The 25,875-nt window shown below is 38.4% G+C and carries 23 protein-coding genes; 16 read left to right on the top strand and 7 right to left on the bottom strand.

Annotated elements, in window-relative coordinates:
- The first annotated feature begins 223 nt into the window (after window positions 1–223).
- From MHB58_RS15505 to MHB58_RS15485, 5 genes are all read left to right on the top strand, one after another.
- Entirely contained in the window at window positions 224–1,519 is a 1,296-nt protein-coding gene (locus MHB58_RS15505; protein WP_340735519.1) for a transglutaminase domain-containing protein, read from the top strand.
- A 175-nt stretch (window positions 1,520–1,694) separates the two neighbouring features.
- A complete protein-coding gene (locus MHB58_RS15500) occupies window positions 1,695–2,072 on the top strand; it encodes a GntR family transcriptional regulator (protein WP_340735518.1) in 378 nt (125 codons plus the stop codon).
- Window positions 2,065–2,754: an ABC transporter ATP-binding protein gene (locus MHB58_RS15495; protein WP_340735517.1), complete on the top strand. Its 690-nt coding sequence runs from the start codon at window positions 2,065–2,067 to the stop codon at window positions 2,752–2,754. Before MHB58_RS15500 ends, MHB58_RS15495 begins: the two co-directional genes overlap by 8 nt.
- Window positions 2,751–3,575 carry a hypothetical protein gene (locus MHB58_RS15490; protein ID WP_340735516.1) on the top strand — a complete coding sequence of 275 codons (825 nt, stop codon included), beginning with the start codon at window positions 2,751–2,753 and terminating at the stop codon, window positions 3,573–3,575. Before MHB58_RS15495 ends, MHB58_RS15490 begins: the two co-directional genes overlap by 4 nt.
- 14 nt (window positions 3,576–3,589) lie before the next feature.
- On the top strand, window positions 3,590–4,759 hold the full coding sequence (locus MHB58_RS15485) for a hypothetical protein (protein WP_340735515.1): 1,170 nt from the start codon (window positions 3,590–3,592) through the stop codon (window positions 4,757–4,759).
- 125 nt (window positions 4,760–4,884) lie between these two features.
- On the opposite strand, the gene MHB58_RS15480 is transcribed toward MHB58_RS15485, so the two are convergent.
- On the bottom strand, window positions 4,885–5,772 hold the full coding sequence (locus tag MHB58_RS15480; RefSeq protein ID WP_340735514.1) for a LysR family transcriptional regulator: 888 nt from the start codon (window positions 5,770–5,772) through the stop codon (window positions 4,885–4,887).
- 320 nt (window positions 5,773–6,092) lie between these two features.
- On the opposite strand from MHB58_RS15480, the gene MHB58_RS15475 reads away from it, so the two are divergent.
- From MHB58_RS15475 to MHB58_RS15460, 4 genes are all read left to right on the top strand, one after another.
- A complete protein-coding gene (locus MHB58_RS15475) occupies window positions 6,093–7,412 on the top strand; it encodes a GntP family permease (protein WP_340735513.1) in 1,320 nt (439 codons plus the stop codon).
- A 138-nt stretch (window positions 7,413–7,550) separates the two neighbouring features.
- Window positions 7,551–8,381 (top strand): NAD(P)-dependent oxidoreductase, encoded by an 831-nt coding sequence (locus MHB58_RS15470; protein ID WP_340735512.1) that lies wholly within the window; start codon window positions 7,551–7,553, stop codon window positions 8,379–8,381.
- Window positions 8,382–8,640: 259 nt separating this feature from the next.
- The gene (locus MHB58_RS15465; protein WP_340735511.1) at window positions 8,641–10,287 is read left to right on the top strand and encodes a M20/M25/M40 family metallo-hydrolase; all 1,647 of its coding nucleotides are present in this window, start codon (window positions 8,641–8,643) and stop codon (window positions 10,285–10,287) included.
- Between the two features lie 84 nt (window positions 10,288–10,371).
- Window positions 10,372–10,722, top strand: coding sequence for a hypothetical protein (locus tag MHB58_RS15460; protein ID WP_008406042.1), 351 nt, complete (start codon window positions 10,372–10,374; stop codon window positions 10,720–10,722).
- Between the two features lie 60 nt (window positions 10,723–10,782).
- Here the strand turns inward: MHB58_RS15460 and MHB58_RS15455 are convergent, their stop codons facing one another.
- The 6 genes from MHB58_RS15455 to MHB58_RS15430 all read right to left on the bottom strand — a co-directional run bounded on the left by MHB58_RS15455 (window position 10,783) and on the right by MHB58_RS15430 (window position 16,614).
- Window positions 10,783–11,313 carry a hypothetical protein gene (locus MHB58_RS15455; protein ID WP_340735510.1) on the bottom strand — a complete coding sequence of 177 codons (531 nt, stop codon included), beginning with the start codon at window positions 11,311–11,313 and terminating at the stop codon, window positions 10,783–10,785.
- Between the two features lie 303 nt (window positions 11,314–11,616).
- Entirely contained in the window at window positions 11,617–12,507 is an 891-nt protein-coding gene (locus MHB58_RS15450; RefSeq protein ID WP_081483418.1) for an IS3 family transposase, read from the bottom strand.
- Window positions 12,504–12,806: a transposase gene (locus MHB58_RS15445; RefSeq protein ID WP_014822792.1), complete on the bottom strand. Its 303-nt coding sequence runs from the start codon at window positions 12,804–12,806 to the stop codon at window positions 12,504–12,506. The genes MHB58_RS15450 and MHB58_RS15445 overlap by 4 nt, the downstream gene beginning before the upstream one ends.
- A gap of 283 nt (window positions 12,807–13,089) precedes the next feature.
- The gene (locus MHB58_RS15440; protein ID WP_340735509.1) at window positions 13,090–14,742 is read right to left on the bottom strand and encodes an acyl-CoA dehydrogenase family protein; all 1,653 of its coding nucleotides are present in this window, start codon (window positions 14,740–14,742) and stop codon (window positions 13,090–13,092) included.
- Window positions 14,723–16,234, bottom strand: coding sequence for a class I adenylate-forming enzyme family protein (locus MHB58_RS15435; RefSeq protein WP_340735508.1), 1,512 nt, complete (start codon window positions 16,232–16,234; stop codon window positions 14,723–14,725). The genes MHB58_RS15440 and MHB58_RS15435 overlap by 20 nt, the downstream gene beginning before the upstream one ends.
- Window positions 16,231–16,614, bottom strand: a complete 384-nt coding sequence (locus MHB58_RS15430) for a MerR family transcriptional regulator (RefSeq protein ID WP_087618408.1) — start codon at window positions 16,612–16,614, stop codon at window positions 16,231–16,233. Before MHB58_RS15430 ends, MHB58_RS15435 begins: the two co-directional genes overlap by 4 nt.
- Window positions 16,615–16,880: 266 nt before the next feature.
- On the opposite strand from MHB58_RS15430, the gene MHB58_RS15425 reads away from it, so the two are divergent.
- The 7 genes from MHB58_RS15425 (at window position 16,881) to MHB58_RS15395 (ending at window position 25,871) form a co-directional block, all read left to right on the top strand.
- Complete coding sequence (locus MHB58_RS15425; protein WP_340735507.1) at window positions 16,881–17,885, top strand: TAXI family TRAP transporter solute-binding subunit; 1,005 nt, start codon at window positions 16,881–16,883, stop codon at window positions 17,883–17,885.
- Window positions 17,886–17,908: 23 nt separating this feature from the next.
- The gene (locus MHB58_RS15420; RefSeq protein WP_008406033.1) at window positions 17,909–19,894 is read left to right on the top strand and encodes a TRAP transporter permease; all 1,986 of its coding nucleotides are present in this window, start codon (window positions 17,909–17,911) and stop codon (window positions 19,892–19,894) included.
- A 10-nt stretch (window positions 19,895–19,904) separates the two neighbouring features.
- Entirely contained in the window at window positions 19,905–20,606 is a 702-nt protein-coding gene (locus MHB58_RS15415) for a FadR/GntR family transcriptional regulator (RefSeq protein WP_008406032.1), read from the top strand.
- Window positions 20,607–20,663: 57 nt separating this feature from the next.
- Window positions 20,664–22,070 (top strand): FAD-binding oxidoreductase, encoded by a 1,407-nt coding sequence (locus MHB58_RS15410; protein ID WP_340735506.1) that lies wholly within the window; start codon window positions 20,664–20,666, stop codon window positions 22,068–22,070.
- Window positions 22,063–23,352, top strand: coding sequence for a (Fe-S)-binding protein (locus tag MHB58_RS15405; protein ID WP_339262872.1), 1,290 nt, complete (start codon window positions 22,063–22,065; stop codon window positions 23,350–23,352). The genes MHB58_RS15410 and MHB58_RS15405 overlap by 8 nt, the downstream gene beginning before the upstream one ends.
- A gap of 12 nt (window positions 23,353–23,364) precedes the next feature.
- The gene (lhgO, locus tag MHB58_RS15400) at window positions 23,365–24,564 is read left to right on the top strand and encodes an L-2-hydroxyglutarate oxidase (RefSeq protein WP_340735505.1); all 1,200 of its coding nucleotides are present in this window, start codon (window positions 23,365–23,367) and stop codon (window positions 24,562–24,564) included.
- Window positions 24,565–24,809: 245 nt separating this feature from the next.
- Complete coding sequence (locus tag MHB58_RS15395; RefSeq protein ID WP_340735504.1) at window positions 24,810–25,871, top strand: iron-siderophore ABC transporter substrate-binding protein; 1,062 nt, start codon at window positions 24,810–24,812, stop codon at window positions 25,869–25,871.
- The last annotated feature ends 4 nt before the right edge of the window (window positions 25,872–25,875 follow it).

Below are 25,875 nucleotides of genomic sequence, written 5' to 3'. Positions count from 1 at the left end.
CTTTCAATAAAAGTAATGATACTCTATTAGTGTAATTTTACACTTTTGTGTAGTGGAAGTAAATTGTTTTCGGAAAATTCATTTACCATAAAGCTAATCTATAAATAACGGGTGAGGAAAATAGATAGTACAAGGACTATTTATGAGAATGTCATGCATATTATTTATCATTTGAAACTATAATTAAGTAATATAGAAATAAGTAAAATTAGTAGGGGGTAATATGAGTAATTTAATTATTTTTTCAATCATTTTTCTAATCGTCCTAGTAATTTTTATAAAGCTGTTTCGTTCCTTTACCGTACAATTATATATTCGGAGCAGAATACGAAAAGGGATCAGGAAGAATTTCAAACAAATTAAATTGGCAAAAGGCAATAAGCAACAGCTATTTGACGTATATAAAAGTGTTTATAATAACGCGACTTTAAAACCAAATCGATTATTTGCCTCCAGAGACCGAGATAAATTTGAACTGAAAGCAAATACGGAATTAAATCGTATGACGAGAAATCCTTTCACAAAACTGTATGCAAGCGCATTAACCTATTCAAAAGGGTTATTTACATGTCTTTTTCTAATTGCAACAATTCTTTCAGGCGGAATTTTGAAAGACGAAGTAAAAGCCTCTTCATTGACATTGCCGACAGTTGACCAAGACATTCAATTAAAACTGAATGTTAACTTGGAAGATAAAATCGATCAGATCGTGACAACTTTTATGCAAGGTGAAAATAAACTGCAAAGCTTTAATTTTCAAGATTTGGCAAATAAGAAAGTTGTTCCGGTTTATGACGTAAAAGATTTACCGAAGGCAGTGACCAATGTCGAGCAGTTAGGGCAGGCAATCGCCCATCATATGTCGCAGTTTGAACATCAGTTTACGGTGTACTATGAAGGGGATGTGTCCGATTTTGAAACGACAATAGATGAAGTATTTGCATGGCTGGAAGTAAATGAACCGTATTTATGGGCGGTCATGGGCGAGTTCTCAACTCGTGCCAAATACTTTGGCAATAAAGTCGAATGGCATGCAACGGTAAACTATGATTTAACAGCAGAACAAAACGCCATAGTGCTTGGGAAAATCGATCAGATTATAAGTACAATTCCGGAGAACGCAACGGAATCCGATAAAGTAAAATTTGTGAATGATTATTTAGTCGTGCATACTGAGTACAACCTGAACAGTAAAGCAAATCCGCATACCCCTTATTCTGTTTTAATGAATGGGGAAGGTGTCTGTGAAGGATATGCATTAGCAGCCTTATTAATGTTTGAAGCGCTCGGTATCGAAGCGAAATATGTTGTCGGTAATGCAGGCGGACCACATGCCTGGAATTTAGTGAAAGTAGATGGACAGTGGTATCACCTCGATATTACATGGAATGACCCGGTTCCGGATCAGGGAGATCGTGTCCATTATCAATATTTCCTCATAAGCGATGAAAAACTTTCGAATGACCATGAATGGATTAAATCGGATTATCCAAAAACATCTGTAAATGATTACCTTTAAAAAATAATATTGACAAAAAAATGTATTAACCACATAATACACTTATTGGGTGTATGAAGTGCTTAATACATTTTTTTATGCGTACTGTATTAAGCGGTTAGTACAGAGTACAATTCAAAGGATTTTTTTGCGGATAGTGTACTAAGTGAATAATACACGAAAGGAGCTGAACAAGGTGGATGTGAAATTCAATAACCGGGATCCTGTATACGTGCAGGTAATCCGTCATTTTAAGGAACAAATTGCAAAAGGTTCGTTTGCGCCAGGGCATGTCATCCCATCTAGACGGGAATTGGCCAATCAGCTCAAAATCAACCCGAATACAGTGCAGCGTGCCTTTAAGGAAATGGAGGAGCAGAAATTGATTTATACAGAAGGAAATATGCCGAGTTGCATTACGAAAGATGAAACGGTACTGAAAAGTGTACGAGAAGAATTAATCAGTGAAGCGGTGCAAGTATTTATCAGTTCGATAAAATCAATCAATGCACCACTTCCTGAAATAATGGAGCTCGTACAGAAACAGTATGAGGAGGCGGAGCAGCGTGATTGAAGTAAAAAATGTCTCTAAAAAATACAAAAGAAAGCAAGTATTGAAAGATATGAGCTTTACTGCAGAAAAAGGGGAAATTACATGCCTGATCGGAATTAATGGTGCCGGAAAAACGACCATTATGAAATCAATCATGGCGCTCACTCCGATTGACCGTGGCGAAATTTTAATCGATGGCAAAAAAATCAGCAAAGATATGTACGAAAAAATTACGTATATCCCAGACCGTCTGACAATGTCGCCAAACTATACAATTGCACAAAGCTTCGAGTTTATGGCCGATTTTTATAAAGTGTGGAATGAACAGCGGGCAATTGAACTTCTCGCCTTTTTTCAACTGGATCCGAGCGATAAAATTTCAAGCTTGTCAAAAGGGAACACGGCAAAAGTCAATTTACTGCTTGGCTTGGCATTGGATGTAGACTACATACTAATGGATGAGCCATTTTCCGGAATTGATATCTTTTCAAGAGAACAAATTGCGAATGTCTTTACGAGTCATTTAATCGAAAACCGCGGCGTCATTATTACAACACATGAAATTAATGATATTGAACATTTAATTGACAAGGCGGTGCTCATTGGAGACGGGCGTGTATTAAGAGAAATGAATGTAGAACAAATGCGGGAAACAGAAGGCAAATCTGTAGTAGATGTAATGCGGGAGGTGTATGTCGGGTGAATCATTATATAAAGCTCGTCAATTTTGAAGTGAAACGATTCAGCAAACTCTTTCTAGCTTTAATAATTGCGTTAGTAGCAGCCCAAATTTTTGGTGCCATTATCACGTCTTTACATTATGTAAGCAATGCGGAAACAACGATGCTGCGTGACCATATGACAGTTAGCGACTATATACAAAACTATGGTCCGTATTCACTGCAGAACTTTTTATTTTCGGAATACTTCATACTATCCGTTGTATTTGCAGCAGCGTTAATTATGATTTATGTATTTTTTATTTGGTACCGTGACTGGTTAGGGAAATCATCGGTTATTTATCGTTTGCTCATGCTTCCTACAGCACGCAGAAATGTGTATTTTGCCAAATTGACTACTATTTTGCTTTTTGTTTTCGGTTTAACAGGAATGCAAATCGTCTTACTGGAAGTTGTGGATCAAATTACTCAACAAATAGTACCTGACCAATTGTGGATGGATGAAAGTGTAATTTATATTTATTCTACTGAAATACTGAATTTATTGTATCCACAATCACCGTTGTTATTTGTTTTCTATTATGTAATTGGCATTACAGCTGTTGCAATAATTTTCACCTCTATTTTACTTGAACGCAGCTATCATCTTAAAGGGATTTTCCTGGCATTAATCTATAGTGTAATTTCAGTAGTCCTTGTAATGGTTCCAGTAATCATTCAAACGATTACCGATTATTTTTATATGAATGAAATTTATTTACTAGTGACTGGGTTCAGTATTTTAACAACTGCCCTTGCGATTTATTTGGCAGATTATTTATTAAAACGAAAGATTAATGTGTAGAGGAGGGGAATGACATGAAAAAATATTGGCAACTTCTATTAATTGCCGGAATAATCGTTGTAACATTTACAGTGCACTATATACAAGTAGTGAACGCAAAAACCAAAGAGTACGATTTTACATTCGAAAAAATTTCAGGTGATGATAAATATATAGATTCATTGATGTTCGAAACAAGTTATGAATATGGGATAGGCTACAATTCACTTCTTATTAGTAAAGATGAATCCACATTAATCGATTCTACCCATAACCTTAGAGAGCCGATAATGTTTCAAAGACTTATAGATGAACATAAAAGCTTTATGCGCGGTAAAGCATTAATTGCAAATAACTTTTTTGAGGATGATACGAAGCTTATTTATGTGAAGGAACCTGAAGAAGGCTGGAAGGTAAAAGAAGGGAACCCGTACAGTTATGAAATTGATGTACTGGATAAAGTGAAGGATGAGAAAACTTCATTTACTATCGAGTCACAGCTGAAAAATAGATATAACTGGGTTTTTTACAGTGACATTACGGTTGTTGATAATGAGCTTAAACTTATTGCAAAGCAAGTTGATAATGACGCAAGCGAAAAACTGTATCATGTAATTATTGATATGAAAAAACAGCAGTTGCTGAGTGAAACTTTACTTGAAGAAGCAACAACGGATGAAGCGACAAGAAAAAGTATTGATTCCTATAATTCGTATTCATATTTAAGTCATGAAAAATACCATGTCTATTCTATAAATTCTTTTGATTTGAATAGTCCTGAACAAGATCTGATTTCACATCAGTTCAGTGCGTTAAATACGGAAACGAATGAAATAACAGATATTCAGTTACCGGAAGGTTTAGATCAGAACCTGCAAAGTATTGAGGTGGATGATAATTATTTAGTTATCGCCTATTCAACAAAAGAGGAAATAGTCATTTACAGATATAATATCGGACAGCAGCGATGGCTTGAACCGATTACTGAACCGTATCCTGTAAAAATGTTATATCCTGAACTTAACAGCACAATAGCACTAAACGGAAAATTCTACGTCATGACAGAAGTGAATAATGATTTTGTACTCAAGATTTTTGATATTGAACAAGGTACATTACTATATGAAGGAAAACTTATCAATAATAATAATGTGCAACAGAAATATTCTATTCGGATAACTAATGTCTATGAATTAAAAGAGTAAATGGAAACAATTTATTGCTCATTGAATTTGGCTACCAACAGATTTTAGAGTTATATAATAGAAAGACGCTTAATCCTGGCATGTGCGGAAAATCTCCGGCAGGCCTCGATTAAGCGTTTTTTTTGCTACAGCTCATATGGCAGCTTCTCTTCCATAAACTTCAGGAAAGCACGAACAGCCGGGGAGGGGTTTTTCTTTTTATTTGTATGGAGACCGAGGTTCCAAGGGAGTTTCGGATTCACAATTGGAATCGAACTGATCAGCTTATGATCAACTTTCGTTTCCATCGGCTTCGGTAAAATTGAAACACCTAAATTTTCGCTGATCATACCGCTGATAAATTCCCACTCCGAACTTTCAAAAGCAACTTCCGGATGGAACCCGACATGCAAACATTGCTGGATTATAAGCTCATGAAATAATTTTTGTTTTATCAATATAAACGTTTCATGTTCGAGCTCGATTAAATTCACTTGATCCCTGTCCGCTAAAGGGTGTGTATGGTGAACGAAAAGCGAAAGTTCGTTACTAAGGAACGGTACGACATTAAATTCCTTTTCATTTGCCGGCAGCATCGCAACACCAATATCCAAGCTGCCCTCCATAACATTTTGTTTGACCGTTTTTGAATCATCCTCGAATATTTGAATTTTAATATCGGGATATAGTTCATTAAATTCTTTAATAATTCTCGGGAAAAATAAAAAACCGATAACGGGGGGAATTCCCATTCTAATTTTCCCCTTTCTCAAATTCATCAGATCATATAGATGAACGGATATATCATCCAATGATTCCATGATCTTTTCGCCTTCCGCCAATATAATCTCTCCGGCTTCCGTTAACTTAATCTTCTTTGCAGAGCGGTCAATCAGCTCCACATTCAATTCCTCCTCCAAACTTTTCACTACTTTACTCAGTGTTGACTGGGATAAGTGAAGAGACTTTGAAGCTTTTGTAAAACTTTTATACTTTGCAACTTCAATGAAGTAAGTAAGTTGGCGAATATCCATTTAGTACGTCTCCTCCTATCTATGAATTTTATGCATACTTTCCATTCTAACTATGAATTTTACTCAATATAAGGGCGGTTGTATACTAAATGTGTACGAGTTGTGAATATTTTTCCACCTTGTTCGAAAATGTTAATAGTTTATTGTAATTTACAATAAATTTTCATTTTACCATTCACTTTATCTCGAATTGAACTACTAATTCGAGATTTATCTTTTTACATTCCCATTAATTATTAAGGAGGTCATTAAGGCAAACATCTTGCATTAATCAAATGCACAATCTAAAAAATTTATAATAGAACACGAGGTTAATCATAATGAATATTTTAGGAATTATAGGGATTTTGTTAGGGATTCTAACAGTTATTCTCTTTATCGTTAAGAAGCACAACATTATTGTTGCAGCACCAATTGCTACAATTGTTCTTCTACTGTTTAACGATGTGCCGATACTTGAATCGGTATTTGGTAAAGAAAATTCGTACATGACGTTCCTTGCCGGCTTCGTTGCATCGAACTTCGCGATTTTCCTATTAGGATCGATTTTAGCGAAGTACATGGATGTGGGTGGTGCCACTGTATCGATTGCAAATAGAATCTTGTCAATAGTTGGTACGAAAAACCCATATAACGCGTTAGTAGCATTATTTATTATTTCTGCCATTTTAACTTACGGTGGTATTAACGTATTCGTTATTATTTTCGCTTTAGTTCCAATGGCTAGACCGATTTTCCAGCAATTAAATATTTCATGGAAATTGGTTATTATTCCGGTGTTTGGCGGTACGACAACATTCACAATGACGATGCTTCCTGGTGCACCTTCACTGCATAACATTGTTCCTTCAACAGCTTTAGGTACAACATTAACGGCAGCACCATTAATCGGTATTGTGACTTCTATCGCTGCAATCATTTTCATTTTAGTATTTATGAAAATTGTTCTGAACCGCAGCTTAAGTAAAAATGAAGTATTTGAAGATCACTTTGCTGCAGTAGAATCTCCTACTGAACAAAAACGTGAACTTCCGTCATTCTTCATCAGTTTACTGCCAATCATTGTGTTATTAGGTACAATCCTAATCTTCAGTAAAGTAAACTACATTATTTTTATTGCATTAATTATCGCGATTCTTTTAAGTGCTGTATTATTCCGAAAACAAATTAAGAATCAAAAAGAATTACTTAGTGACGGTGCAAATGAATCTGTTGGTTCAACAATTACAACAGGTAGTACAATCGCATTCGGTAGTATTGCAACAGGTGTACCAGCATTCAAAGGTATCTTCTCGTTAATTCAGTCGATTCCTGGACCACCAGTTCTTTCTTTAATGGTAGGTACTGGTTTAATCGGTGGTATTACAGCATCTGCTGTAGGGGCAATCGGCATTTCGATCGCAAACTTTGTACCATATTATTTAGAACTAGGCTTAGATCCAGAAACAATTCACCGTGCAGTTGCAATTGGTTCCGTGTCACTTTCCATCGTTCCTTATTCTGGATTCTTGCTGATTTTCAACAGAATCACAGGGTTATCGATGAAAGAGTCGTTTAAAAATGGTTTCATTTCTGTCTGTGTCACACACTGGGTAGCAATGGCGATTGTCGTTATTATGGCGGTAATGGGCTTAGCTTAAGCAAAGTGAATTTTTGAAAACGCTTTATTTTCATTCAGGGGCGTGTCCGCTGATGCGAAGTTGATGAATTAAGTATGAAAAGAAGTTGAATTTTATAAATCATCGTCTTATCAAATATATTTTTTGGAGGAATTTGTAATGGCTAAAAAAATTGGATTTATCGGATTAGGAACTATGGGCTTCCCAATGGCGGCTAACTTAAAGAAAGCTGGATTCGAAGTAATCGGCTTTGACGCTTGGAAAGGTGTTTACGAAAAAGCTGAAGCTGCTGGTTTCACAATGGTAGATACAGTGAAAGAAGTTGCTGAATTAGCAGATGAGGCAATCATCTCAATGGTTCGTGACTATGCACAAAACGTAGACGTTATTTTCGGTGATAACGGTATCCTTTCAGCTGAAAACGCTGCTGGTAAAACGGTAATCGTTATGAGTACTCTTTCTCCTGATGCTATGAACGAATTAGGCAACCGTGTTGAAACGGAAAGCGGCTTAAAATTAATCAGTGCTGCAGTTTCCGGCGGCGCATCAGGTGCAGCTGCTGGTACATTATCAATCATGACTTCAGGTGCAGAAGAAATCGTGAAAGGTTTCACTCCATACTTCGATGCTATGGGTTCAAACACTTTCTACTACGGTTCTGAAGCAGGCAACAGCCAAGTAGCGAAATTGGTGAACAACATGATCTTAGGTATCAACATGAATGCTATTGCAGAAGGCTTAAAATTAGGTAACCACTACGGATTACCACATGAAGAAATTATTAAGTTATTACAAGTAAGTACTGGCGACAGCTGGGTAGCACGTAACTGGTCAGATGTATCTGAGTGGACTGCAGACACAGCATTAGCAGTCTTACAAAAAGACTTAAAAGCAACTTACGAAGAAAGCATTAACAACAACTTAGAAATGCCATTTAACGCATTATCTTCAATTCAATTATTCCATTCAATGGGTAAAGAAAAGAAATAAGCTTAGATGTATGTAACAAATCCCGCTATCTTTTATGTTAGCGGGATTTTTTATCTTCATAGAGGTATGTTCGTTTACCGAGAGTATTTAATCCTTAAGCAAACTTCAACTTTTTCTTTATACCCAACACCAATTTCAACTCTCGAAGAATAGTATAGTCTTAAACAAATGATTGACTGAATATTCACATTTATTTACACTGAGGAAAATGAGGCGACATAGAGAGACAGCTAGAATTAGACAAAGGAGAGGGTATGTTGTGTTTAAATGGAAGAGCAAAGAGCAGTTAAGGCAATTATTATGTGAACTTGTACAAGTAAAAAGTGTTTCAGGTTCACAGGCAGAAAAGGAATTCCCTGATATTGTAGTGAATAAACTGTCGGAGCTGGCCTATTTCAAAGAAAACCCTGGCCATTTAAATCGAACATATTTGAGTGACGGGCGCAGTTTTATTAGCGCATTGGTCAAAAAATCTCCAGATACTAAAAAAACAATTGTATTAATTAGTCACTTTGATGTAGTGGATGTGCAGGACTACGGAAAATGGAAAAAATATGCTTTTGATCCTGAGAAGCTAACGGAACAATTTTACTCGATCAAAGATGATTTGCCTGAAGCAGTGCAAGTTGATATGGAGAGCGGAAACTGGCTCTTCGGCAGAGGGACAATGGATATGAAATGCGGGCTTGCCTTGCATATGTCCATTGTTGAACAAGCGACGTTCGGAGAGTACGACGGCAACATTCTTTTATTGACCGTTCCTGATGAGGAAGTAAACTCTGAAGGGATGCGAGCAGCGGTTCCAAAACTTGTACAACTTCTGGAAGAGCATAATCTTGAATATACAACAATTTTAAATTCAGAGCCGATGTTCAGCAATTTTCCTGGCGATAAAAATAATTACTTCTATACCGGATCTATCGGAAAAGCATTGCCGGGCTTTTTATGCTACGGGAAGGAAGCCCATGTCGGGGAACCTTTTGGTGGATTAAATGCAAATTATATGGCATCGGTAATCACAGCTGAAATGGAATTAAATACGGACTTTTGTGAAAAAGTGGACGAGGAAATTACACCGCCACCAACAAATTTAATTTACCGTGACTTGAAAACGGAGTATTCCACACAAATTTCACACCGGGCTGTGACGCTGTTTAATTTATTTTTATTTGAAAGAAGCATGACAGACGTTGTTTCATTGCTCCAGCAAAAAGCGATCAAAGCGGCAAATGAAATTGAACAGTCCTATATGAACAAAGCTACGAAGTACTCGCAGCATACGGAATTTACACCGCAGCAATTAAAAGTGAAGGTCATGACGTATGAGGAAATTTATGAATATGCGCTGGAGAAATACGGTGAGGAAAAAGTTGAAGGGCTTCTATCAAATCGGGAAAGCGAAAAAGATGATCGGAAACGAACAATTGATCTAGTCGATCAATTAGCTGCGTTATGTAATGAACTGGCACCGATGATTGTCATTTTCTTTGCGCCGCCATTTTATCCTGCAATCAGTTCGGGCAAAAATGGACTCATCAGCAACCTTGTAAATGAGTTGAAGCAATACACGCATGAAACTTTTAATATGGAGTTTACTATTCAAAACTACTTTGCCGGAATATCGGATTTAAGCTATGTAGGACTAAACTATGAAAACAGTTCGATTGCGTCGCTTATAAACAATATGCCGGTTTGGGATAAAGGCTACTCGCTGCCGATCGGGGATATGAAAAAGCTGAATGTACCGGTGCTGAACATCGGTCCGGTAGGGAGAGACCCGCATAAATGGACGGAACGGCTGGACGCGGATTTTGCATTTGAAACATTAGTCGGTCTACTGGATTTGACGATCGAAAAGTTATTCGCAGCGCATTACGAGGTGAATGAACAAATCGTGAGCAAATAATATTCTGCCTTTAACGTTTTAATGTTAGATTTATGTTACAGTGGGAATACTAACCGCGAAATAGAGCGGAGTTGGAGGCTTATTATGACAAATACAGTAGACGAACTATTAGAATCGCTCGTGGCAGCGACAATAAATAATGAAGTGAAGTGGAGTAAAGGTACGGAAGCACTGGAAGATGTGTTAGAAGAAGTATACGGCAACACGGAAAAGCTTTATTTCTTCTTTGATGAAGAAGAAGGTTCAAACATCGTTTTAGCAACGTATCAATATTACGAAGGCGAAGTAGAAGCCGATGAATTTTTAAAAGAAGGCATGAGCCTATTTGTCATCGATGCAGATGATTTTGAGATTTTAAATGAAGTAACAGATGAAGATGCAGACGATGCAAAGTTATTTCCTGCTTTAATGGAAGCGATTGAAGAAGCGAAGTAAACTTTAAAGATATAACGGGTGTGGACAGTGTTTTATATGGTTCACACCCTTATTTTTTATTTATACGAGCTCAAACACTATGCCTTCAGGATAAATGCCAATATAGGTCTCTTCATCATTTAAATAGGCAATTTCCGCTCCATCAATTACTTGATGTTCGGTTAGTACTGTTAAGATTGATCTCAGTGCTAATCCTAAATCAACAATGAGGCAGAACGTAATGCCGGCACCATCCCCGATTTCGGAGCCATAAAGCTCGCCGTTTCCAGTTTCGTGCAAAATATCATCTAATAAATCCTCCACGAACAGGCTTCTTTCTTCCGCTTCTTCAAACTGCTCTTCCTGTTCATAACGGTATTGAACAGAAATTTTAATTAAAGAACCGGGATCTACATATTCATAACCTTGATTGACCTTCTCTGCCGCCAGTTTTTCCATGACGCGTTTAGAACTTTGAAAAAATCCTAAAGGCAGTTCCTCCTCCTGACCTTGCTCACCTAATGTCCCGGATAATATATGAATCTGCTTATTCATTTTCCAGGCTTGCCAAAATTGTGTGTCGCCGTTCATTTTCTTTAATAATCGAATCATTTTCCATCCTCCATATCCTATCTAAAATCTCATACCCATTAAACTATGTAACTAGACAACAGAAAGTTAAAAAAAGGAATCTTTTTTCCTCGCACTTTTTTTATTAGAACAATTGAACACGATTTCAGAAAAACTCAACCCGATATTGGAAAGTCTGGAGGTGATATTAGAACAAATGGTCTTCTGTCAATATTTCGGACACGCGTTAAGAGACTTTTTTGCTACCGCCCTTCGGTTGCTCTGTTTTTCATCCCTCCATGCCCAGACCTGAGCATGGAGGGATGAAAACCCTGTAAGAGAACTTTATGAGGCATTTTGACAAACTGACTCCTGTTGATTTCTCTCAAATTGGTTTGGTGATAAATAACCGATTGTTGAATGACGTCGTCGTTCATTGTAAAAGTTTACGATATATGACTCCACGCTCTTTCGTGCTTCTTTTTTGGATTCGAAACGGTGACGATAGATCCATTCTTTTTTGATTGTGGCGTGGAAGGATTCAATACACGCATTGTCATAGGGATCTCCTTTACGACTCATGCTAATTTTAATCCCATGTTCTTTTAAAGTTCTTGTATAGCTTGTGGCACAATATTGTGCGCCTCGATCTGAATGATGAACTAATCCCTTCTCGGGTTTTCGAACTGCTAATGCATGCTTCAAGGCTTGATCTACTAATGTTTCTTCCATATGATCTGCGATGGCCCAGCCGACGATTTTACGAGAATATAAATCCATGATGGACGCAAGATACACCCACCCCTCCAGTGTTCGAATATAAGTTATATCTGCGACCCATACTTTATTTTTCTCTTTTACTTGAAATTGACGTTTGACTAGATTCGGATAAATAAATTGATGGTGATTGGAATCCGTTGTTCGTTGAACAGTTTTCGGGATTACGGCACTTAACCCAAGGTTTCGCATCATATTCGCAATTTTCTTTTGCGAACAGACATAACCTAAACTCGCTAAGTCTTGCGCAATGCGAGGGCTACCGTATGTACCAAAACTCCTCGCATACGATCGATGAATCTGATAGGCAATTTCTGTATCACGTACTTCTTTTTCCGATAAGGGCTGTATCTGTTTTTTACGCCAATCATAATAACCGCTTTTTGAAACCATCAATACTTTACACATCATCGCAATGCCAAAGTCGTTTTTATGCTTTTCAATGAATGCATAAATCACTCGGGGTTTTTCGCGAAGATGTGCATAGCCTTTTTTAGAATTTCATTCTCTTCTTCCAAATCACGTAACTTCTTATCAAACGCTGCCTGCAACTTATCTACTTCGCTAGAAGTAAAGTATCGTGTGACATCCTGATTTTTCGATTCACGATAATCTTTAATCCATTTATGGATCGTTGAAGACCCAATTTCAAACTTAAATGCCAGATCTGAAACTTTTGCGCCATCTTCTAAAACAGACTTTAAAATGTATTCTTTTGTTTGTGCGTCTAATCGCTTACGAGTTTGTTTTTCTTTCATCGGTTCCACGTCCTTTTTTAGATATCTTAATCTTAAAGTGTCTCTTAAGACGTGTCCATTTTTTATACTAACCTCACAAACCGATTCCTTATTAGAACAACTGGAGAATAAATTTGAAAATCGCAACTTTATTAGAACAAATAAAATGATATTAGAATTTCTGTAACTATATTAGAATACTCGGCCAAACTCTAGTGCACCCCGGCGCATATCACCGGCAACATAATCCAGCCCAACAAAAAACGCCCGGTAACTACATAACCAAGGCGTTCCACTCAACCAATCAATAACCGCTATTCAACAATTTAAACCCTTTCACCGCTAACGGCACTTCACCAAAGGGCTTTTGATCAAATTGTTCTTCGATATAAATTTCCGCCAGCATCTGCTCGCGTTCACCGGCCGATTCAGCATGCTTTACTGCGACAACTGCTTCGTATAGACGAGCAAGCTGTTGCATCAGCGGTTTTGCTTCGAGCGTTTGCATTGCCGGATCTAGTGTGACAAACACTGCAAAACGCTGCTCCACGACAGAGGCAAGCTGCTGCAAATACGGATGGCTCGTTTGCTGTAGTTCATGAAGGAGCGTAATATGCGCATTTTTTTGCACAAGACGAATGAGCTCGTGTGCCAATATGTTCGCAGTTCCTTCCCAAACGGTTAATACCTGGGCATCCCGAAGTAAACGGGGGAGTACGAAATCCTCGATATAGCCGTTGCCGCCATGTAGCTCAATTGCTTCATGGGTAAATTCAATCGCCCATTCTGCCGTTTCCTTTTTTACTAACGCAATTAACAGGCGGACGATTTGCTGTTCGTCTTCAGATGCATTACCGCCGATAACCTCATCATAGCGCGATACTAAATCAAATAACGCGACAAGTGATGCATGCCATTTTGCGTGCAATGCGCCTAATGAATGCTGCACCATCGGAAACTCGGCAACGGTCTGTCCAAAAGCGATACGTCCGTTTGTATAATGGACTGCTTCATCAAGGGCACGTTTCATAATGCCAACCGATGCTGCAGCATTGCAAATACGTGATAAGTTGAGTGCTTCGAGCATATAGTAAATCCCTTTAGACGGATCCCCGACAACATATGCTTTCGCACCGTTAAATTCAACTTCACCTGATGGTACCGCTTTTACGCCAAGCTTATCTTTCAAACGGCGGATTGTAATGTGATTAAGCTCACCATTGTCTTCACGCCACGGTACAGCAAACAATGTTAAGCCTTTCGAGCCTTGCTTGGAATTGGTCGTTTGGCGTGCAAGTACCATTGCCACTCCGCACATACCCGCATTCGACGCAAAGTACTTTTCACCGTATAAACGCCATTCCCCTTGATCCAATCGCGCTTCCACTACATTCGCACCGACATCAGATCCACCTTGACGTTCTGTTAAAAACGTAGCCCCTTCAAATAACTCCGTATCGCCTGTTGCACAGATGTGCGGCATAAACTTTTGTTTCAGCTCTTCTGATGCATAGTGCTCCAATAAATACGCAGTCGCCATCGTCAATGTAACAGGACAGTAAAAGCCGGGCTCAGTTTGCGACAATAAATAACCTTGCGCAAAGCTGTATACATAATTACCTTTATGACCTAATTCCGGAATGTCTTTATGCACATAGCCAACAATTCCTGTTGCATAAGTTTCGGCAACCGTTTGTTTATAACCTTCGTTTACAATGACTTCACTTACTTCATCGCCGTATGCATTATAGCGGCGTAATCTCGGTTCACCTTCACGGTCTGTCACTTTGGCACGGGCATCAATTGGTCCTGCACAAAGTGCACCGAATGCTGTCAGCTGCTCATCGGCATAACGGTAAAAAGACGGAGAAAGCTTTTGCTGTAGTAGCTGCTGCAATGTTTGATCAAACTCGTAAAAATTTTGGCTTTTTTCATGTTTATTGGCTAACACTTGCATTTGCTTCACCTCTTAGCTGTTGTTTTAATATTTTTCCGGAAGCATTGCGAGGAAGTGCTTCAACTTGTTCAAAAATTTTCGGTATTTTAAACGCGGCAAGTCTATTTTCTAAATGCTCTCGAATTTCCTGCTCGGAAACAGGGACTTTTGCACAGTAAACCGCTTTTACTGTTTCACCCCATTCAGGATGCGGCACGCCGAACACCGCAACTTCAAAAATAGCGTCGTGCTGCAATAATTGATCTTCAATTTCTTTCGGATAAATATTGACGCCGCCGGAAATAATTACATCTTTTTTACGGTCAACAATGTAAATATAGCCTTCCTCGTCAATGCGGGCTAAATCGCCTGAACGTACCCAGCCATCGATGAAAATGTTCTTAGTTTCATCCGGGTTATTATAGTACTCTTTCATATTACCTTCACCATATAAAATGATTTCACCAATTTCACCTGGAGCAACATTTTCATTGAGTGAATTAATAACACGCAGCTCTGTTCCAAATGGTGCACGCTTTCCGATACTGCCTGCTTTATGAGGATGGTCGGCTGCGTGTAGAATCGATCCGCTCGGACCCGCTTCCGTTAAACCGTACACACATACTAAATTTTCGGTATTGAACTGCTGTTGAATATAGACGACTTCTTTTTCAGACAGCGGTGCCCCTCCGTAAACCCACCATTTCATTGACGAAAGGTCCGCGTTTGCGATGCGCGGTGAGCCAGCAGTTAAAAGATAGGCAACAGGTGCGCCGAAGAAGTGTGTCGTTTTGTATTTTTCTACTGTATCTATTAATAAGTCAGGCGTAAACGTTGGTGTGAGTACAGCGGTAGCCCCGACTAAAACAGCTGTAACTAAAAATAAATTCAATGGAGCAGAATGAGTTAACGGCATCATAATCAGCATTCGGCTTTCAGGTTTTACTTCCATTTCAATGGCAATCATATGCGATACAGCAAGTACATTGCGGTTTGTCAGTAAAACACCTTTTGGATTGCCGGTTGTGCCCGAAGTATAAAGTAAAGTAGAAAGATCATCTTCCACTAAATCACAGCAAACAACCTCATTACCTTCAGCCTCAAATTGATTGAAGCTTTGCCAATCATGAATGACAGGACCTGTTTTTACTTTCAGACCGTTGAATATAATCGTAGCAGCCTGTTCGAAAATCAGCTCATGTACAAAGATCGCCTTTGCATCACTATGATTGAGCACATATTCAATTTCACGCGTGACAAACTTGGCATTAATCGGAACTACAACTGCACCAATACGCTGAATGGCAAAGTAAAGTGCGACAAACTCTTTCACGTTCGGCATGAAAATCCCGACTTTATCACCTTTAACAATTCCGTTTGCACGCAATGAGCCGGCGATTTTATTTACTTGTTCATCCAATTGTTGATACGTCGTTTCCTGACCGAGACTAATGACAGCAATTTGATTCGGATACTTTCTTGCATGACGAGCTAACAGATTAGAAATATTCATGATTGGTCCTCCAATAATAGAATTAGTTTTTCCCGAAAAATAGCTTCCGTCCTTTCGATATCTTGACGGATTTCATACAACTCTTGAATCTTCTGATCAATTTCCCTTAACTTTTGCTGACCGTATTCGATTGTCCGCTCCAACTGTTTAATACCAGTACGATCAAGGTCAAAAAGCAAAATCATTTCCTTGATTTCTTCCATAGAAAAGCCATACTTTTTTCCGCGGATAATTAACTTGATCTTTGCCTCCTCTCGTTTGGAATAATGGCGCATTCCATTATGAGGTCGTGTCGGTTTCAAAATCCCGAGTTCTTCATAGTAGCGCAATGTTCTCGTTGTGAGTGCGTATTCTTTAGCGATCGTTTTAATGGATTTCATATAAGGCACCCCCATTGGCGAAAGTATACCATTTACGTTAACGTCAATTTAAAGAGAAATAAAGAATAAAAGAGAAAAAATATTTATTAAAGACAGGAATGGGTTTTTGCTTTAGAAAGTTGTCTTTAAAATATAAATAATATTTACTAACTACTAGGCAAAATTGGGTAAATTTAAAATTCTGAATATTTAGTATTGATAATATAATATTCTACTTGTAAACTTGTCATACAAGCTTAAAACTTTTCATAAACGGGGGGAATGAAATGAAAAAGTCTCTTTTATTATTTTTGGTAGCGCTAACATTAGTGTTGTCAGGGTGTATTGAACGACGTGAATTCATAACAATTGCAACTGCATCAGCAGGGGGAACTTATTATCCAATTGGGGTTGGACTAGGAAATTTATGGACTGAAATCTTAGTTGAAGACAATGTTAAGGGGACAAGTCAATCATCAGCAGGTTCAGTAGAAAATATCCAGCTATTAAAGAATGAAGAAGCAAAAGTAGCGATCCTTCAAGGGTTGATAGGTGCGCAAGCATATGAAGGGCGTGGAGGAAACTTTGAAGGTCGACCTTATAAGGATTTACGTTCAATCTCCATGCTTTGGTCAAATGTTGAGCACTTCGTATTAATGGATAAGGAAATAGACACAGGAACGCTTTCAGATATTGACGGGAAATCATTCTCTGTAGGTCCGCAAGCGTCCGGAACGGAGCAATCAACAATCGTTATTATGGAAGGACTTGGTTTAACGAAAAAAGACATCACGCCAGAATATTTAGGGTATGATGACACCATTTCAGCGATGCGCGACGGGCGATTAGATGGAGGATCTTTACCGGCAGGTGTACCGGTTTCATCAATAATGGATATGGCTGCGTCAGGTGTTAAAGCGTCTGTTCTTGATGTCACAGATGAACAGCTTGATAGCATTAACAGTATTTTTAATACATGGTTCCGTTTTGTTATTCCGGCAGGTACGTACACTGGAATTGATAAAGAAATTAACACGATTGCTCAGCCAAACTTTTTAGCAACAACAGCAGAAATGGATGCGGATCTTGTTTATAAGTTAACGAAGGCGATTTATGAAAATTTAGATAAAGTACATCAAATCCATAATTCAGCGACTGAAATTCAATTAGAATCGGCATTAAATGGTCTTCCAACACCACTTCATATCGGAGCATACAAATATTTTGTGGAGGCTGGCTTAGACATACCGGAACATTTAGTTCCACCTGAAGCAGCAGAAGATCAACAATAAGAATCCATTATGGGGGTGTAATGATGATTTTTAAGAAAAAAGTAGAAGAGTTCGATGTAGCAGAGACACTAGAAAACGATAAAGAAGCTGGTGGAGCAATACGTACGTTTACAGGTAAGACTGGCTTTATTATTTCAGCACTATTGTTTGCACTGGCATTCTTCTCGGTATACGTAAACAGTTTAATGAATATCCAGGAAATATACCGTAATGCCATCTTCCTGACATTTATTTTAGTGCTGACATTTTTACTTTATCCAGCAACTAAAAAATCGAGTAAAACAAAAATCACAGTTGTAGATTATATATGGGCGGCATTTGGTTTTGCTGGGGGAGCTTACATCCTATTAAATTACTCAAATATTCATAATGTAAAATTCTCAGAGCCAACCTTTATTGATTATGTATTTGCATTTATTACTATTGTTGTATTACTTGAAGTTTCACGGCGTACGATTGGCTTATTTATTCCAATATTATCTGCAATTGCTTTATTCTTTGCACTTTTTGGTCCGTGGTTTCCAGGAATGTTTGGACATGCAGGGTTTAGCTTCGAACGTTTACTATACCGTTTATACATGACAACTGAAGGTATATTCGGAATGACCTTCTCGATTGCGACGACCTATATTGTAATATTCATTTTATTTGGTGCTTTTTTAAATGCGAGTGGAGCTACACGTCTGTTTAATGACCTAGCATTATCCATAGCGGGCCAACGACGTGGTGGCCCAGCCCAAGTAGCTGTATTATCTTCAGCATTAACAGGAATGTTAAGCGGATCGGCTGTAGCGAACGTTGCCACTACGGGAACATTTACAATTCCATTAATGAAAAGTATCGGTTTAAAACCACGCTTTGCTGCAGCTGTTGAAGCAACTGCCTCAACAGGTGGGATGATTATGCCTCCAATAATGGGAGCTGCTGCATTCATTATGGCTGGTTTCTTAGGTGTAGGGTACAACGTCATTGTTTTGGCAGCAATTATACCAGCAATTCTTTACTATGCTTCACTCATAATTGCCATTGATCTTGAAGCGAAAAAGCAAGGATTAAAAGGGATTAGTAAAGATAATATACCAGATGTTATCGAAGTGATTAAAGCGCGCGGAGTGTTAATTTTACCGATTGTTATTGTTATTGTGACTTTAATGACAGGTTTCACAGCACTATTAGCTGGTTTCTCAGGGATTTTCGCTTGTATTGTAGCAAGCTGGTTAACGAAAGACAAAGAATTCCGTATTGGAATAAAATCAATTGTAAACGCATTAATTGAGGGTGCACGAGGTTCTATCCAAGTAGCGGTAGCCTGTGCAACAGTAGGGATTATCATTGCAGTAATTACGATGACAGGTTTAGGTTCAACTCTTGCCTACAACATTATTCAAATTTCGGGGAATAATTTAGCAATTATTTTAATCTTAGTCATGGTGACTAGTATTGTGTTAAGTATGGGCTTACCATCAACGGCTTTATATATTGTCGTTGCAGTAGCAGCTGCGCCAGCCCTAATTGAAGCTGGTGTTAATCCGATTGCAGCACATTTCTTTGTATTCTGGTTCGGTGCACTTTCAAATATTACACCACCTGTAGCACTAGCCTCCTATACAGCGGCAGGTATAGCAAGAGCCGATGCGATGCAAACATCTTGGACAGCGGTAAAACTCTGTTTACCAGGATTCCTATTACCGTTCATGATTGTATACAACCCGGCTCTTGTCATGCAGACAGATGCAACAGGTATAGATGCAATATTTCAAATAGCATTTGCATTTACAACATCCATTTTAGGTGTATTTGCATTATCAACAGCAGTATTTAATTTCTTTACGACAGGTATGAATATGATGGAGCGTATGCTAATGGGGATTGCGTCAATTCTGCTTATTATTCCGGAATTAATTACAAGTGCAATCGGACTCGCCCTTATTATAATAGTATTAGCAATTCATATTCCACGCGGTAAAAAGGCGAATGCCCAAGTTAATAATTTATCTGTTGAAAGATAGGAGTTTTCATATGCAAGTAGAACGTAGAAAAGTTGCGGATCAAGTTTTAGATTTTTTAATCGAGATGATGCGTACTGGTGAATTACAAAAGAATACAATATTACCTACTGAAAACGAGTTAGCAACTCGCTTTGGTGTAAGTAGAGCACCGATTCGAGAAGCATTGAAAGTACTTGAAGTGGCAGGTGCCATCGAAAGCAGACAAGGTGGAAGAAGTTTAGTTAAAGAAGTATCTTTAGCTGAATTACTCGATCCTGTTCGCTTCCAGCTTATTCATAAAAAACAAGTGCTCGATTTGTTGGAATTTCGAATCATTATAGAGAGTGAAGCGGCTGCTCTTGCTGCCGAACGACGGACAGAAGACGAGCTGATTGAGATTCAAAACTTAGTTGAGCACTTCCAGAATTTAATGAAAGACAACCAGGCGATTGGTCATGAAGAAGATTATCAGTTCCATCAATTCATTATGAAAGCGAGTAAAAATGATTTTATATCTGGAACAATTAGCAACTTAAGTGATCTGCATCTACGTGCTTTAAAGTTTTCATTATCCCATAATTTAGGATGGGACAAGAAACGTCAAGAAGTCGCAAAGGAGCATATGCTAATTGCTCAAGCGATCGCAAAGAAAGATTGCGAAGGCGCTAGACAAGCAATGCGAGAACATTTAATCAATGCACGCCAAAAAATTCTCAACTTACCGGAAGAGTAACGTTTCGATTACGTTCTCTATCGCGGTCAGAAGTTAGCGGACAGTGGAGGGAACGAGATGAATCAAATCCTACAGCTTTTAAAACAAAACATTCAAGATGATGCACGCATATTTACTGAAAAGGCTGATTTAGTAAGCTATTCTTTTGATGCTTCATTCGGTTCGTATATGCCTGAATACGTTGTGCAGCCTTTAACAACAGAAGAAGTAGCCGCTGTTATAAAGCTGGCGAATACTCATAAGGTTCCTGTCTATCCACGCGGACAAGGGACAAGCTTAAGCGGCGGTCCTTTGCCGGTTCGTGGGGGGATTGTGCTTGACCTCTCCCGATGGACATCGAAATTAGAAATTGATGCGGAAAATATGTTGGCAATAGTATCACCTGGGGTTACAGCACAAGCTATTAATGATGCTGCATTGCTACATGGCCTAATTTATCCTCCTGATCCGAGCAGTATGAATATTGCAACAATCGGGGGGAACTTAGCTGAAAATTCTGGAGGACCTAAAGGATTAAAATATGGTGTAACAAAAGATTACGTAATTGGCTTGGAAGTTGTTACGCCTGAAGGAAATGTCATTCGGACTGGTGGTAAAACGATGAAAAATGTAACTGGCTACGATTTAACAAAACTTATTGTTGGTTCTGAAGGAACGTTGGGTGTCATTACAGAGGCCATTTTACGCTTATACCCAAAGCCAGAAGCAACGGAAACATTAATGGCGCAGTTTGATGACATTGTCGATGCTGGTCGAGCTATATCCAGTATTTTAAGTGCGGGGATTATTCCGGCAAAGCTTGAAATTATGGATAAAGCCTCAGTAGAAGCAGTTGAAGCGTATCGTCCATCAGGGCTGCCGACCAATATTGATGCGCTAATTTTGATTGAATTAGATGGACATCCCGAGGCAATTAAAGATGAAATTAAACGAGTAAATGATGTTTGTATTAAAGAAAACGCCCGTGCAGTTCAAATTGCGCAAACAAAAGAAGAAGCAGCCCAACTATGGCAAGCAAGGAAACTTGTATCCCCGGCAATTGTACGTCTGAAGCCGACAAAGATTTCTGAAGATGCAACAGTACCACGTAGCAAAATTCCGGAAATGTTTCAACGTTTAAAAGAAATACGTGAAAAATATAAAGTTGATCTAGTGGTGTTTGGTCATGCAGGCGATGGGAATTTACATCCGAATATAATTGCTGATGAGCGCGATGCAGAAGAGATGAGACGTGTTGAAAAGGCAGTAGAGGAAATTTTCCGTACAGCCATTGAACTGGGTGGTACATTATCGGGAGAACATGGAATCGGTACATTAAAAGCGCCATTTATGGAGATGGAGCTCGGGGCAGTTGGAGTCGATATGATGAAACGGATTAAACAAGCTTGGGACCCAAACGATATTTTAAACCCAGGGAAAATATTCCCGGAACCAAATCAAAGGTTTGTGTTAACAAATGACTGAACTTGCATATCAAGAGACGCTCAGCTGTGTTCAATGTGGTTATTGTCTGCCAACCTGCCCAACGTATGTAACATTCCAAAAAGAAACCCATTCACCACGTGGCCGTATAAATTTAGTCAAAATGGCTGCAGAAGGGAAAATTACGTATGACGAAATATCCGATTCAATTGACTTATGTTTAGGTTGCCGTGCATGTGAAACAGTATGTCCCACAAATGTGCAATACGGAAAAATTTTGGAGTCGGCAATTGAAGTATTAACAGTTCATAAAGAACAACAAATGAAAAATCGTATGAAAACGGTGAAATCAATGTTGTTCAATCAAGTTGTACCGAATAAAAATATTCAAAAAGTCCTTGGTACTGGCTTAGCCATATATCAACAAAGTGGTATACAAAAAGTCGCACAAAAAACAAAAATATTAAACATTTTACCGGAAAATCTCCATTCTTTTGAAACGATATTACCAACCATTGAAGGACCTATTAAACGAAATAAAAGAAAAACACATTATGCTGTACAATCTCAAAACCCAGTATTTAAAGTAGGTTTTTTCGTTGGCTGTATTATGGATACGATGTTTTCATCGATTAATACACTTAGCATGAAGTTATTGCAGCAAGCAGGCTGTGATGTGACCGTTATTAAAGAACAAGGTTGTTGTGGTGCGCTTCATCAACATAGCGGTTTAACAGATAAGACACGTCAATTAGCAAAACAAAATATTGAAGCATTTGAACAGTATGATTTTGATTTCGTAGTAAATAGTATCGGTGGCTGTGGTGCTATGTTAGGGGAATACCCTCAACTTTTAGCAACTGAGGCTGATTGGGTAAAACGCGCAATAAAATTTTCTGAAAAATCTGTAGATATTAGCGTTATTTTAAGTAAGTTACCGCTACCATTAAAGAAAAGTTTGCCTTATGTAATTACTTATCAACCGTCTTGTCATATGACAAACGTACAAAAACGAGTAAATGAACCACTTCATATGATAAACAGTATTCCTGGTATTGAACTAATGCCATTGCCTGATGCTCATATGTGTTGTGGATCCGCAGGGATATATAACATCATTCGATATAACCATTCTATGAAAATATTAGATGAAAAGATGAAGCATGTGAAGTTATTACAAAAACGGCCAAATGTGATAGTTACGACAAACCCAGGTTGTCATTTACAAATGAAGTTAGGTGTAGAGCGTGAAGGGTTAGCTGAAACAGTTCGAGTTGTGCATCTTGTCGAGCTGTTAGCTGAAGCATGCGGCATAGAAGCGTAAGGGGGAAAATAGATGTTAGAAGTAGTTATTATTGGTGGAGGGATTGTTGGCTTATCTGTCGGTCTAGCTTTAACGGAACGCTTCCCGGATAAAAAAGTAGTCATTTTAGAAAAGGAGAGTTCGGTATCGAAGCATCAAACCGGCAATAATAGTGGTGTCATCCATTCAGGCATTTATTATAAACCTGGTAGCTTTAAGGCTCGTTTCGCAAAGCAAGGTAGTCAGTCGATGGTGGCCTTTTGTAAAGAACATGGCATTGAATACGACATTTGCGGGAAAGTTATTGTAGCAACTGAGCAACACGAACTACCGCTATTACAAAACTTATACGAGCGCGGTATACAAAACGAGCTTGAAATAGAAATGTTAAATGCAGAACAACTTAAAGAAATTGAGCCGCATGTAGCGGGTCTTGGAGCCATTCGAGTTCCACAAGCCGGGATTGTCAACTACCAGCAAGTGTCAGAAAAAATCCGGGAGTTAATAGAAGCAAACGGTGGCGAAATTCGTTGCGGCGAAGAAGTGAAATCTATTAATGAGCATGAAAATGGAGTGTCAATTGAAACTTCAAAAGGTACAGTTGAAACAAAAGTAATGATTAACTGTGCAGGACTTCAAAGTGACCGGATTGCAAAAATGACAGGATATTTTGCCGATTTAAAAATCGTACCTTTCCGTGGGGAATACTATAAGCTAAAAGAAAGCAGCCGTAGTTTAGTCAATCATTTAATCTATCCTGTACCAAACCCGGACTTTCCGTTTTTAGGTGTACACTATACGCGCATGATTGGCGGGGAAGTAGAAGCTGGTCCAAATGCTGTTCTAAGCTTTAAAAGAGAAGGCTATAAAAAAACAGATATTAACTTATTTGATATCGCCGAGACGTTAACATACAAAGGGTTTTGGAAGTTAGCCGGGAAAAATATGAAAGAAGGATTAAATGAGATGGCCCGTTCATATAGCAAAGGGCTATTCGTAAAAAGTTTACAAAAGCTTATTCCAGAAATCCAAGCAGATGATTTAGAACCCGGAGGAGCAGGAGTACGGGCTCAAGCTTTAAAAAGTGATGGCTCAATGGTAGATGACTTTTATTTCATTCCGGGTAAGCGCAGCATCCACGTGCTAAACGCCCCTTCACCAGCAGCAACTGCATCCCTTGAAATCGGGAAGGAAATAGTCGCTCGATTTGAGAAAAAATTTGAAACTATTTAATATTAAAAATTATAAACTACCGAAAGCAAAGGTTTGAAACTGCTCTCGGTAGTTTTTTGTAATAACGTAGTAATTGGTAAACCAAAATAGCGCTATAGGCTACAAAAGCATTTTAAAATCCTCCTATATAAAAAATAATCCGCAATAAGTAATAATCTCATTGACAATCATTATCAAATAGCTTTATTATTCTAATTAGCGATAATGATAATTATTATCAATCAATTTTAAGGGGCGTTAATTAGATGAAAACGAAAAAGTTCTATTCTTTAATGGCAATGCTTTTCGTAGCAATAGGCTTACTAGTTGTTGCGGGTTGCTCAGATAAAGAAACAAGTACAGATGAGAATTCAAATGAAACAACAGGCTCTTCGAATTCTGAAGATTCAGCAACGCAATATCCAATCGTAATCAAACATGCATTAGGTGAAACAGTAATTGAAGAAAAACCGGAGCGTGTAGCAACGGTTGCATGGGCAAACCATGATGTGGCACTTGCTCTAGGTGTAGTACCAGTAGGTTTCTCAGCAGCAAACTACGGAGTGCAGGATGAAAGCGGTATGCTTCCATGGACAGCAGAAAAATTAAAAGAGCTTGGTGAAGAAAATCCGAACATCTACCAAGATACAGATGGCATAGATTTTGAAGCGATTTCAGATTCAAATCCGGATGTTATTTTAGCAGCATATTCAGGTCTTACACAAGAAGAGTATGATACATTAAGCGAGATTGCACCAGTCGTTGCATATCCGGAAACTCCATGGGTTATTACATGGCGTGACCAAATCCTATTCAATGCAAAAGGTATGGGTATGGAAGAAGAAGGTAAACAATTAATCGCTGATACAGAAAAATTAATTCAAGATAAAGCAAACGAATTCCCTGAAATCAAAGGTAAAAAAGCGGCGTTCGGTATGTTTAATGCTACAGATTTATCCAAGTTCTATATTTATACACCAGCTGACCCACGTGGTGAATTACTGGAAGAGCTAGGTATGGAATATCCGGAAAGCATTAAAGCGCAAGTTCAGGATGAAAGCAGCTTCTATATCGAGTTAAGTGCAGAAAATGCAGATGCTTTAAACGATGCTGAAATTCTGATTGCCTATGGTGATGACAACACATTAAAAGCACTTCAGGCAGATCCGATTTTAGGCAAAGTGCCTGCAATCAAAAATGGTACGGTTTTAATTATTCCTGACAACACACCACTTGCTGCAGCAGGAAACCCGAACCCATTATCAATTCAGTACACAATTGATGAATACGTATCACTAATTTCGGAAGTTGCGAAAAAGTTAAAGTAATATG

The organism is Solibacillus sp. FSL K6-1554 (assembly GCF_038005185.1).
Lineage (GTDB): Bacteria > Bacillota > Bacilli > Bacillales_A > Planococcaceae > Solibacillus > Solibacillus silvestris.
Note: the sequence above shows the minus strand (reverse complement) of the source record. Positions and strands in the feature narration are given on the sequence as shown.